Genomic DNA, 12,323 nt, shown 5'->3' with positions numbered 1-12,323 from the left:
TTGACCTTGACGTCTTTCGTCGTAGTCAGGCTGCGTATTCTACGCAAACCTACTTTGAAGTCAAGTACATATTTGCACTTAATTTCAAGAGGTTTAAAAAGTAACTTTCGATACTGATAAACACCTTTACTTAGCGGCTGTTGCCGTGTCAGTGAGGTCGGATTATAGAGATCTACTGCGACCAAGCAAGTACTTTCTGGCATTGATGACGAAAAGGTAAAAAACAATAGGAGTGTGTTTCAAAATCCATCTCGATGTACATAAATCAATCTACTTGGCGTTATTTTCATTATATAGCTACTGTATCCCAGCTTTATTGAAATTGAACCCACAACTGAATCGGCACCATTAACGCCATACTCATTAATCATCACAGTTCACTGATATAAGGACTATGGTAAATGTATATATTCCAGTATAAGGTCGGCCTAATTATGTGGAGAGAGAAGTAATCACATTTTTGTACTCATTTAAATACTGCTGGCTCATGTGAAGATAATGAAATTCATGCATAACGCGATCATAAGAAAATTTAATTTGGCTATAACTCTGAATAAGACTTTCTGAAATGGCGACTTGTAATGCGAATGGATCTTTTGGAGGCACAATCCAACCGCCTTTACCCTGTGCGAGCATATGTGGCATCCCCCCAACATTAGTAACAACGCAAGGAACTCTAGCCAACATAGCTTCGAGTAAAGCGATAGGTGTACCTTCTGTAAGAGAAGGCATTACAAAAACATCAAAATAGTTAAAATAACTCGATAGTGATTCAACAAAACCAAATAATAGAACATGCTCATCTAAGTTTAATCGTTTAATTGTTTCTCGCAATCGATGCTCTTCACTGCCAGAGCCAAATATAACAAGTACAGTATTCGGGTCATTCTCGATTAACTTAGGTAATGCACAGATAAGCGTATCAAAGCTTTTTTCAACCGCAAGACGTCCAACGGCCATTAGTCGTGTTGTTTTATTATGAAGAAAAGTTTCTAAACGTTCTTCAATCGCACAAGTCGGCATGTAACCACCGATACCATTTTCGATAACGCTATAGTGGCTCAGTTTTAACGCTTTAATACATGGTAGGTGAGTCATCTGTTGACTAACAAGGAAAATTTTATTTAATCGTTTTAATGAGTGTTTATCCAGATATTGATACAGCGCCATTTTACTAAATTTAGGCGCAGAGACATAACCGTGTACAGTCGAACAAACACATTTAAAACGATTTCGTTTCAACATTAAGCCAAACAGTATATTAAATTTATAACCGTGCGAATGAACGACATCAAAATCATTCTCATCTGCAATTTCTTTTACAAAACGACTTATACAAAAAGATTGGAGCTTTGTTATCCGAATAGACTTTACCTCGATTCCAAATTGACGACAAATAACTTCAAATTCTTTTTCTTCCTGCCCTTTATAGCCGAAGCTAAGCAGTGATACTTCGTGGCCGAGCGCCTTTGAGCCTATCATCAATTCAATTAAAACTCTTTCAGCACCATAAAAACCACCACTTTCTATCACGTGTAAAATTTTCATTACCATAATATCCTTATCATTAACTTACACAGCGCCCTTTCCTTTTTTTAATACTGTTCAACGGCAATACTTTACGCAGGTATATATCACTAACCGTTTGCCAGCCATATTCAGAAAATAATTGATGTAGAATGAGCGGACTCTCACGAATGTGATACCCGTGTAGCCACTTTTTGAATACGCTATCTGCTCGAATATTAGGTTGCAGGTTATCCATAACCCAAGTGGATATACAACCGAGTACTGGTGTTTTAGTTTCCTCTATAAAACGGGTAACGAGTTTACGACTCGATTCATACTTTCTGAGGCGGATGTTATTAGTATTAATAATTTCATACTGCTTCGTTAACACTTTATGGGTTGATACATTAAAATGCTGAAAATTATCTATAACAACATTATTGATACTCTCCGATTCATTGACCTGACTTAAACCATTAGCACTACTATATTCGTATCCAGCCAGCACTAATTCGTCTTCTAACCACGGTAACGTTGCACTCCGTAATTTGATATCACTCCGGTAACCAACAACACATCGACTTGTTATTTGTGATAACTGATCTTTGTAGCGGTTTAAATCTTCAATAATTTTACGCTGATTAAAATGCTTTGTATCAGGTGGACAATAATGTCGATATGCAAGTTCATGTCCCTGTTCCGCGATTCTCTTTAACATCAACGGGAAATGATTAATCGTCCAGCCATAAACAAAAAATGTAGCTGTCACATGGTGATCACTTAATAGCAGTAGCACTTTATCGACTGCATATTCAATACGGGGTGAAAGTAATCCCCAATCACTTTCTTTGATACTGTATTGAAAAGCGGGGGCTTGAAAGTAATCTTCCACATTAATAGTTAGTGCATTAATAATTGTCATAACGACCCACTCATCGATGGTCTATTCTATTATCATAAAGAATAGACCATCACATCCTGCTATCAGGGATTAACGTTATATTTACTAAACATCGGCGTACATTTTCCAAATATTGATTTATCTAATGATAATAAAGGCTTAATTTATATGCCAACGGTGCTATTATTTATTGCTAATGACCTAACTTTCTTTATTAAAAGGTGCTGCTCATGGAATACAATACTTCTGAACTATGCGACATTTACGCTGATATGATTGATGTTGTTGAACCTATGTTTATGAATTTCGGTGGTAAGTCATCATTCGGTGGTAAAATCACCACAATAAAATGTTTTGAAAGCTTAGGACTTATCGCAGAGACAGTTCAAAAACCTGGTTTAGGTAAGGTATTACTTATTGACGGCGGTGGTTCACTAAGAAGAGCATTGATTGATTCTGATATCGCACAGATGGCATTTGAGAATGAATGGGAAGGCATTATTGTTTACGGTAGTATTCGAGAGGTAGATCAATTAGACGACATTAATATCGGTATTCAAAGTCTTGCTTCGATTCCAGTGGGGGCAGACGATAATCGTGCTGGTGAACTCGATGTGGCGGTCAACTTTGGTGGCGTAACATTCTTACCTGAAGATCATGTTTATGCTGATAGCACAGGTATTATATTATCCGCTGATGCGCTTGATATTGAGTAAAGCATAGAAACAGAGGTATAGGTTTTCTCAACCATACCTCTGAATCGAATTATGCTTCTTCTTCTAATTCTTCTAGCTCTTGCACTTCATCCATTCTGCCTAGCAAAGAACGTAAACGATCTTGCCACACATCTTGTTGACCTTTAAGTTCAGAATTGTTTGCTAATAGTTGGTTATTTTCTTCTTTTAGCTCTTCTAATTCCATTTGTAAAAGGGAAATGGTATCAACTGCTGTCTGGACTTTACTTTCTAATTTATCTAATACGTCAAAATTCATTTTGTCACCCATAATTTAAGAATTCAATATTGTGCTGAGAGGGCCTATCCCTTAGCTAGAAGAATACAACGCTAGTCAACCGACAACAAGTCTTATTAGTGAATTTATGATGCGCTCAAGCAGAATTTAGTGTTTGTTTGTGAGCACTGACATTTATACATCAAATTGTTTGATTCATCGCTAATGAAGGCATCTCTGAATCAGGTCTACCAACAACTTTAGCTGGTACTCCCGCCACAGTAGTATGCTCAGGGACGGGATCAAGAACCACACTACCGGCACCTACTTTTGCCCCACGGCCGACTTCAATATTGCCAAGCACTTTAGCACCAGCGCCGATCATCACGCCAGCTCTAATTTTGGGATGACGATCACCGCCTTCTTTACCAGTACCACCGAGTGTTACACTTTGTAAAATAGACACATCGTCTTCGACAACGGCTGTCTCACCAATAACAATACCTGTCGCGTGATCAAGCATGATACCTCGCCCAATTCTCGCCGCAGGATGAATATCGACTGCAAATACCACTGAGATTTGGTTTTGCAAAAAAATAGCTAACGCTTGACGTTTTTGATTCCACAACCAATGCGCAATACGATAAGACTGTAATGCAAGGAAACCTTTCAAATATAAAAGAGGCGTCGAAAAATACTCTACAGCAGGATCTCGTTCTTGTACTGCGCATAAATCGGCAGCAACCGCATGTAAGATATCGGGTTCTGATTTTAATGCTTCTTCAATCACTTCACGTAATAAAATAGCAGGCATTGTCGCACTACCGAGTTTATTTGCTAATTGAAAACTTAATGAGCATTTTAAACTATCGTGATTAAGTATTGTTGAATGGAAGAAGCTAGCGAGCATCGGTTCCTGTTCAACCAACAATTTAGCTTCTTCTTTAATTTTAAGCCAAGACATTGAAAGTTTATCTTCCATGTTCATTCCTTTACAACATTTAGAGTTCACATTTGTATTAATCATTTTTCGTCTTTACAATTGAGATTGGATCTTGATGAATAAGCACTTCCGTATTCGCAAATTCACGGAGTAAATTAGTTTCTACACTATCAGCAATAGCATGAGATTGGAACAATGTCAGGTGGTCATCAAGTTCAATATGCAATTGAATAAAACGCATATAGCCTGATTGTCGAGTTCGTAACTCATGTAACCCGAGTACATTTTCCGTATTTGCCACAATAGTCGTTATTTTAGCAATATCTTCAGCGGGTAATTCATGGTCCAGCAACATCTGAATTGACTCCATACCAATCTCATAAGCACTGTATAAGATGTAGCAGGATATCAAAATTGTCGCCAATCCATCCACCCAATAAAAGCCATACGCAGATAAACTAAGTGCAATAAGCACTGCAGCATTAAGCCACAAATCTGATTTGTAATGGAGTGAATCTGCTTTAATCGCCACACTGCTTGTTTGTGCTACTACATATGTTTGATAACGAATCAGCACAAACGTCAGCAGCAATGCAAAAATAGAGACCGCTATACCTAACTCTGAACGTACAATAGGCTGCGGATCTAATAGCGCGCTTGCACCATGTAACATCAATAGAATCGATGAGCCGACGATTAATGCAGATTGTACTAATCCGGCTAAAGATTCCGCTTTACCGTGTCCAAAGCGATGAGCTTCATCTGCGGGTTCTAATGCATATTTAATGGCGAATAAGTTAATCACAGATGCACCGATATCCAAAAAAGAATCTGTCAGAGATGCTAATATCGATGATGAACCAGTGGCAAACCACACAAATAATTTACTACATAATAAGATCGCCGCAGTTGCGACCGACGCATAACTCGCGCGTTTGACTAATTTTTCATGTTCAGAAGTTATCACAAGCTTACCTTTTACGTTATCTTGCGTTTATTATAAACGGGGGCAATAGAAAAACAACGAGAAGTTATTTATCTTAAATCCGCTATAAATCAAACAACACAGACTAAATGAAATATTCTGTGGTTATTTTAGGATAGTTAGGACGTAACGCTATAAATAAGTCATTTTTACTAGCTCGTTAATCTAAAATAATAATAATAAATACACTGTAATTAATCCAACTATCACAAATAAAGCAATCACGTAGCGCTTCATCAGTTGTTAATATTTAATTGTAGATAGCATTGTTTATTACGCTGCTTTGGTTAAACTGACTACATACCATTAATTTGTTATTGTACCGAAATAAAATGTAAAACAAGGTAAATCTTCGAATTATTTACTGCATAAACCAGTATCCTAATACCATAAAAATAATTAACAGAGTACCTAATATGACTAAATTATTATTAATTGATGACGATAAAGAACTGGCTGAATTACTCGCTGAATTTTTGAGTCTCGAAGATTTCGACGTCGACATGGTGCACGATGGTGAAGCAGGCTTAGCCGCAATCAGAAGTAATCAATATGATATGGTACTTTTAGATGTAATGATGCCAAAGCTAAACGGCTTTGAAGTATTAAAAAAACTCCGTGTTGATAACAGCACGCCGGTGTTAATGTTAACTGCGAAAGGCGATGAGTTCGATCGCGTACTGGGCTTAGAAATGGGTGCCGATGATTATTTACCAAAACCATTTAGTGAACGTGAATTATTAGCACGCATTAAAGCGGTACTACGTCGAATCGAACCTGTAACGACGGCAAAGAAAACAGAATTATTAACGCATTTAGATATTGTCATAAATAGTCGTACGCAAGAGGCATGGTGTCAGAGTATCTTACTTGATTTAACCAGCACCGAGTTGATGTTATTAGAAGCACTTATCTCTTCGCCAGGCATTATTTTAACGAAAGCTGATTTAAGTGAACAAGTACTCGGTAAAAAACTAACGCCATTCGATCGCAGTATTGATATGCATTTAAGTAACTTACGTAAAAAATTACCAGAAAGAACAGATGAAAAGATGCGTATTCGCACATTACGTGGTCGTGGTTATATGTGGTTAGATACCTAATCGGCTCCTCGCCGCTTTTTTATTACTCTTGAAATAAGGTTATTCACACGTGCTTAGTAGCAAATTAAATCATTTATTCGTTAAAATTTTTGTCTGGTTTTGGTGCATGCTACTACTCGTGGTTGCGGTAGTCATTGCGCTACCGACGCTCGATAGCCGAGTGATGAGACAACTCGATCCCCGCTCAGTCAGCATCTTAAACAGCATTGCTCATAATATCGCGACATCTGCAGAACGCTACCCCAGTGTCCCTCTACAGGTGTTAATCACACCTAAAGAAGCACAAACTAAACACTTTTATTTGGTTGCGGCTAATGGCGATATCGTCTCGAGTACAAAAGCATCTAAAGCAATACGTCGTTTTATTTTGCAAAGTGAAGAATCGTTATCTCCAAAGGTAAAACAATACAAAAGCTGGTTAATGACAGGCCCCATTTCGGTGACCTTACGCGACGAGCAATTCCAATTATATGCAGCGCAGCAATTACCTGCCGAGCATAACCTTTGGTTAATAAACGTATTAGACAGACCTTTTTTATTACTCTTTATTACCATGTTGGTCAGTATGCCATTATGTGCAACACTCGCGTGGCATATTTCTAATCCATTGCAGAAACTGAAAAAAACTGCATCGGATATCACTGATGGTAATTTAGATGCTGTCGTACCAGCCACACAAAGACAAGATGAGATCGGTGAATTAGCGCGAAGTTTACGTACCATGATGTTCTCAATTCGGGAACATATCTCACTCCAACATCGCCTGTTGAGTGATATATCCCATGAGCTAAGATCCCCTTTAACACGCTTAAAGATGTCAGTCGCATTATCCAAACGTCGTTATGGCGAGACCAAAGAAATTGTCCGTATTGATAATGAGTCAGAACGCTTAGAAGAGATGATTGCGGCGTTATTAAATTTATCCAAGATGCAATTAAACGCCACTACCAAAGAATCCTTTAATCTTGATTCCTTGTTACAGTCTATTTGTGATGATGCTATTTTTGAAGCTGAACAACTACAAAAAACATTTAGTCACCAAGTCATTCCTGATGTCGATATTAAAGGCTTCCCCGCACTTCTTGGCAGTGCGATCGAAAATGTCATTCGTAACGCACTGCGTTATGCTTCAAAACAGGTTAACTTAACGATTATAAGTGACGCAGGTAAAATAACCTTTGTGATCACGGATGATGGACCAGGTGTTCCAGATGACGAAATTGAACAAATATTCAAGCCTTTCTATCGTGTATCACAAGCGCGCGACCGTGAATCTGGAGGGGCAGGATTGGGGTTAGCGATTACCGAAAATGCCATTAGGCAGCATCACGGTGAAATAGTGGCAAGTAATAGAGAAACGCACGGTTTACAAGTATCTATTACTATACCAATCAGTTAACCGCTTTATTCATAACGGAATAAAAACAGAAGGGAAGCTTATTGCTTCTCTTCTGCTATTTCTTTTGTTACCTCTACAACCTTAACCTGTGGACGCAATGGATCTTTGGTGTCTAGCTCTGGGAACATCTTCTCTATTTGGCGACGTTGCTCTACGCGCGCTTTTTTCTGTTCATACATTTCAGTATCGAGATCTTCAAAAAACATATTAATCAAAATATTTAAGCTAAACGGTAGCGCACTTAATATAATTAAAGCTGCTACGATCAAAGTACTACGCTTTTTCATCACTTTTACCATTAGGTTGTTAATTTTGCTATTCTACCCAAAGAAGCAATGTTATATAACCCTGAACTGAGACTTAATTATGTTACAAGTAGCACTATTTGAACCTGAGATCCCACCAAATACAGGTAATATTATTCGCCTTTGTGCCAACTCTGGTTTCAAATTACATTTAATCGAACCGCTTGGTTTTGAGTGGGATGATAAAAGGGTAAAACGTGCGGGACTAGATTATCATGAATTTGCCGATGTTAAGCGTCATGCTAATTACCAAGCCTTTTTAGACTGTGTTGGCGATGCGCGCATTTTTGCTTGTACAACTAAAGGCACTAAATACCATCATCAAGCTGAATATCAAGCCGGTGATGTATTATTATTTGGCCCTGAAACACGTGGCCTACCGCCAGAAGTATTAGATACATTACCACAAGATCAAAAACTCAGAATTCCGATGCTACCAGAAAGTCGTAGCATGAACCTATCAAATGCCGTATCAGTATTTATTTATGAAAGCTGGCGTCAATTGGACTTTTCTGGTTCAAAATAAGCTAATTAAAGTAAGATTTAAGCACAAAAAAAGGGTGATAGAACATAGTTCTATCACCCTTTTTATTTGTATTACTTACACTAATTATTTAGCTAAATTAGCCGCATGAAAACGCATATGTTTTTCAATGAATGTGGCAATAAAGAAATAACTGTGATCATAACCATCATGCATTTCGAGCGTGAGAGGATAACCTTTCTTAGCTGCTGCAGCAGTTAACATATTAGGCTTAAGCTGCTCATCCAAGAATGAGTCATCTTTACCTTGTTCTACCATTGCTGGTACGAATGCTTCTGCTTTAGCCATTAACAGGCTCGCATCGTATTGTTGCCACGTTGCTTTATCTTTACCTAAGTAATTCTGCAGCGCTTTCTGTCCCCAAGGACAGTTAATAGGATTACTAATCGGGCTAAATGCCGTTACTGAACGGTAACGTTCAGGATTACGTAATGCCATCACTAATGCACCATGACCACCCATAGAGTGACCACTAATAACACGCTCTTGCGTAACAGGAAAGTTAGCTTCAATTAATGCCGGTAATTCATTCACTACATAGTCATACATTTGATAATGTGTGTTCCATGGCGCTTGCGTTGCATTCACATAGAATCCAGCACCTAGACCGAAGTCATACGCTTGGTTAGCATCATCAGGTACACCTTCGCCACGCGGACTAGTATCGGGTGCCACGATAGCAATACCCAGTTCAGCAGCAATACGCTGAGCACCGGCTTTTTGCATAAAGTTCTCATCAGTACATGTCAGGCCAGACAACCAATACATCACCGGTACTTTACGCATATTCGATGCTTGCGGAGGTAAATACACAGCAAAACGCATCTGACAGTTTAGTACACTCGACGCATGATTATATTGATGCTGCCAACCGCCAAACATTTTATTACTACTAACAACTTCTATAGACATGACAAACCTTTACTAGTCATTCCGTTACTTTAATTTATTAAAGCTAAAGTAACGGAATATATTTTAATTACTTATCGAAATGGATAACAGTACGGATACTTTCACCACGGTGCATCAGATCAAATGCTTCATTAATATCTTCAAGGCCCATCGTGTGAGTAATGAAATCACTTAATGCGAATTCACCTTTTAAGTAACGCTCAACGTAATCAGGTAACTCTGTACGGCCTTTAACACCACCGAATGCACTGCCACGCCATACGCGCCCAGTTACAAGTTGGAAAGGACGCGTAGAGATCTCTTGACCTGCACCGGCAACACCAATTACAACTGATTCACCCCAACCTTTATGGCAACATTCTAAAGCAGAACGCATTAAGTTAACGTTACCAATACATTCGAATGAGTAATCTACACCACCGTCAGTTAGTTCAACGATAACGTCTTGAATTGGTCGGTCATAATCTTTTGGATTGATGAAATCTGTAGCGCCAAGTTTTTTCGCTAGTTCGAATTTGCTTTCGTTAATGTCGATTGCAATGATACGGCTTGCTTTAGCCATCGTCGCACCGATTACAGCAGAAAGACCAATACCACCTAAACCGAAGATAGCAACAGTAGCGCCTTCTTCAACTTTAGCTGTATTCATTACAGCGCCCATACCCGTTGTAACACCACAACCTAATAGACAAACTTCTTCAAGCGGCGCTTCTTTATTTACTTTAGCTAACGAGATTTCTGGTAATACCGTGTATTCAGAGAACGTTGAGCAACCCATGTAATGGAAGATTGGCTGACCGTCTTTATAGAAACGTGTAGTGCCGTCTGGCATTAGGCCTTGGCCTTGAGTTTCACGGATCTGTTGGCAAAGGTTTGTTTTGCCAGACTTACAGAATTTACACTCACCACATTCTGGTGTGTATAAAGGAATAACATGGTCGCCTACTTGAACACTGGTAACGCCTTCGCCGATTTGCTCAACGATACCGCCACCTTCGTGACCAAGAATAACAGGGAAGATACCTTCTGGATCATCACCCGATAATGTGAATGCATCGGTATGACATACACCAGAAGCGATAACCTTAACCAACACTTCACCTTTTCTTGGTAACATTACATCCACTTCTTCGATTGATAGTGGTTGATTTGGTCCCCAAGCAATAGCTGCTTTAGATTTAATAAATTTGTCAGTCATGTTCATCTCCATTGGGATAAAATTAATATCATCGGTAATGCTAATCTCTGCATTCCGACTAGTCATACTGTATGGCGCTTATTATATTCAATTACACTACAATGATAATACCCTTAAAATACAAATTACTTTTACTCAGGTGTAATAATAAGATAAAAAAGAAGAGATTATCAGTAATCGTCAAATCTCTGAGTATAGTTGATGGCTGTTATTACGTGGCTTCATCCTTTAGAGAAGGATATAACAACCAAGCAAGGGATAAACCACGGGCTAGCATGAAAGTATTCATCGCTAGCCATAGTGCATGATTACCGAGTCCACTGCTTATGACATAGGTGGGTACAAATATACAAATGACACAAAACAACATACTGTTACGCATGTCTTTTGCTCTCGTTGCACCAATAAATACCCCATCGAATACAAAACACCACACAGCTGTAAAAGGTAATAACACTAACCAAGGTAAATATTCAACGGCAATGGTGTTCACAGCTTCAATATCCGTGATCACACTCACCATTCCTTCGCCGAACATAAAAAACACAGCTGAAAACATTAGAGAAAATACGCTAGCCCAGATCAGGGATGCGAAAACAGATTGACGATAAGCAATTGTATTTTTAGCTCCTATCGCTTTACCAACCATGGCCTCGACGGCATAAGCAACACCATCAAGCGCAAAAGAAATAAACATCAAGAAATTGAGCAGCACCGCATTCGCGGCAATATACTCATCTCCTAAGCTCGCGCCTTTAAAGGTCATAAATGCAAATGTAAGCTGTAAGCACAGTGAACGAATAAATATATCGCGGTTTAATGATAATAAACCCAGTAACTTACTGCTCTCAAATAGGCGTTGAATAATCTCGGTTCTGCTCGGCAATGAGAATTTATTCAATTGCTTTAATACTAACAATAAGCCAAATAGCAACGCCGCATACTCGGCAATAACAGAAGCGGCAGCTGCGCCCTCAACACCCCATTCGAAATACACAACGAACAGAATATCCAAGACAATATTAAACACATTAGCGATAATCAGTAATAGCATCGGTGCTTTCATATTTTGCAGGCCAATCAACCAACCTAATATGGCAAAATTAAATAACGCTGCAGGAATTCCCCACATGCGTATAGATAGGTAGGCTTGTGCATTTTGCTGCACATTGTCACTCGCTTCCGTCAGCATGAACGCTAACTCAACAATATAATTTTTACCCAGCAATAATAAGACTGATAAGACTAAAGCGATCAAAAAAGCGTGAGCAAGCGTCATTAATATCACGGTATTATCTTGCTTACCAAATGCCTGGGCAGTTAACCCTGTGGTCGACATGCGTAAGAAATTACACATAGACACAATGAACATCATCACCGTTGAACCAAGCGCAACACCACCGAGGTACCAAGCTTCTTCAAGATGGCCAATGACTATACTATCCACCAAGCCTAATAATGGGATACTGATATTTGATAAGATCATTGGCAACGCCAACGCGAGGATATTCCGATGTACCGAGGTGGGAATAGATAACCACATAGACAAGTTCAACTTTGTAGAGGAAAGCAA

13 protein-coding genes are annotated in these 12,323 nt (G+C 38.8%); 4 read left to right on the top strand and 9 right to left on the bottom strand.

Translation table 11 applies throughout. The features are described 5' to 3' along the window. Window positions 1-432: 432 nt before the first annotated feature. Window positions 433-1,548, bottom strand: coding sequence for a glycosyltransferase (locus tag A923_RS0114805; RefSeq protein WP_017222463.1), 1,116 nt, complete (start codon window positions 1,546-1,548; stop codon window positions 433-435). A 19-nt stretch (window positions 1,549-1,567) separates the two neighbouring features. Continuing rightward, window positions 1,568-2,431 (bottom strand): polysaccharide deacetylase family protein, encoded by an 864-nt coding sequence (locus A923_RS0114800; RefSeq protein WP_017222462.1) that lies wholly within the window; start codon window positions 2,429-2,431, stop codon window positions 1,568-1,570. Window positions 2,432-2,640: 209 nt separating this feature from the next. Here A923_RS0114800 and rraA point away from each other — a divergent pair, with 209 nt between their 5' ends. Then, on the top strand, window positions 2,641-3,126 hold the full coding sequence (gene rraA, locus A923_RS0114795; RefSeq protein ID WP_017222461.1) for a ribonuclease E activity regulator RraA: 486 nt from the start codon (window positions 2,641-2,643) through the stop codon (window positions 3,124-3,126). 49 nt (window positions 3,127-3,175) lie between these two features. Here the strand turns inward: rraA and zapB are convergent, their stop codons facing one another. The 3 genes from zapB to A923_RS0114780 all read right to left on the bottom strand — a co-directional run bounded on the left by zapB (window position 3,176) and on the right by A923_RS0114780 (window position 5,271). Further along, window positions 3,176-3,403, bottom strand: a complete 228-nt coding sequence (gene zapB / locus A923_RS0114790; RefSeq protein WP_026006261.1) for a cell division protein ZapB — start codon at window positions 3,401-3,403, stop codon at window positions 3,176-3,178. Between the two features lie 160 nt (window positions 3,404-3,563). Beyond that, entirely contained in the window at window positions 3,564-4,343 is a 780-nt protein-coding gene (cysE, locus tag A923_RS22295; protein WP_017222459.1) for a serine O-acetyltransferase, read from the bottom strand. Between the two features lie 37 nt (window positions 4,344-4,380). After that, a complete protein-coding gene (locus A923_RS0114780; protein ID WP_017222458.1) occupies window positions 4,381-5,271 on the bottom strand; it encodes a cation diffusion facilitator family transporter in 891 nt (296 codons plus the stop codon). A 434-nt stretch (window positions 5,272-5,705) separates the two neighbouring features. Here A923_RS0114780 and A923_RS0114775 point away from each other — a divergent pair, with 434 nt between their 5' ends. Together A923_RS0114775 and A923_RS0114770 are read left to right on the top strand one after the other, a co-directional pair. Continuing rightward, window positions 5,706-6,392 (top strand): response regulator, encoded by a 687-nt coding sequence (locus A923_RS0114775; protein ID WP_017222457.1) that lies wholly within the window; start codon window positions 5,706-5,708, stop codon window positions 6,390-6,392. A 106-nt stretch (window positions 6,393-6,498) separates the two neighbouring features. Next, on the top strand, window positions 6,499-7,791 hold the full coding sequence (locus A923_RS0114770; RefSeq protein ID WP_237716225.1) for an ATP-binding protein: 1,293 nt from the start codon (window positions 6,499-6,501) through the stop codon (window positions 7,789-7,791). 38 nt (window positions 7,792-7,829) lie between these two features. On the opposite strand, the gene A923_RS0114765 is transcribed toward A923_RS0114770, so the two are convergent. Further along, window positions 7,830-8,078 (bottom strand): hypothetical protein, encoded by a 249-nt coding sequence (locus tag A923_RS0114765; RefSeq protein WP_017222455.1) that lies wholly within the window; start codon window positions 8,076-8,078, stop codon window positions 7,830-7,832. Window positions 8,079-8,157: 79 nt separating this feature from the next. Here A923_RS0114765 and trmL point away from each other — a divergent pair, with 79 nt between their 5' ends. Next, window positions 8,158-8,622, top strand: a complete 465-nt coding sequence (gene trmL, locus A923_RS0114760) for a tRNA (uridine(34)/cytosine(34)/5-carboxymethylaminomethyluridine(34)-2'-O)-methyltransferase TrmL (RefSeq protein ID WP_017222454.1) — start codon at window positions 8,158-8,160, stop codon at window positions 8,620-8,622. A gap of 84 nt (window positions 8,623-8,706) precedes the next feature. On the opposite strand, the gene fghA is transcribed toward trmL, so the two are convergent. The 3 genes from fghA to dinF all read right to left on the bottom strand — a co-directional run bounded on the left by fghA (window position 8,707) and on the right by dinF (window position 12,293). Next, on the bottom strand, window positions 8,707-9,552 hold the full coding sequence (gene fghA, locus A923_RS0114755; RefSeq protein WP_017222453.1) for an S-formylglutathione hydrolase: 846 nt from the start codon (window positions 9,550-9,552) through the stop codon (window positions 8,707-8,709). 67 nt (window positions 9,553-9,619) lie between these two features. Beyond that, window positions 9,620-10,750 (bottom strand): S-(hydroxymethyl)glutathione dehydrogenase/class III alcohol dehydrogenase, encoded by a 1,131-nt coding sequence (locus A923_RS0114750; RefSeq protein ID WP_017222452.1) that lies wholly within the window; start codon window positions 10,748-10,750, stop codon window positions 9,620-9,622. A 211-nt stretch (window positions 10,751-10,961) separates the two neighbouring features. Further along, window positions 10,962-12,293, bottom strand: a complete 1,332-nt coding sequence (gene dinF, locus A923_RS0114745; protein ID WP_026006260.1) for an MATE family efflux transporter DinF — start codon at window positions 12,291-12,293, stop codon at window positions 10,962-10,964. Window positions 12,294-12,323 lie beyond the last annotated feature (30 nt).

Origin of the sequence: Moritella dasanensis ArB 0140, assembly GCF_000276805.1 — a bacterium.
Taxonomy (GTDB): domain Bacteria; phylum Pseudomonadota; class Gammaproteobacteria; order Enterobacterales; family Moritellaceae; genus Moritella; species Moritella dasanensis.
Note: the sequence above shows the minus strand (reverse complement) of the source record. Positions and strands in the feature narration are given on the sequence as shown.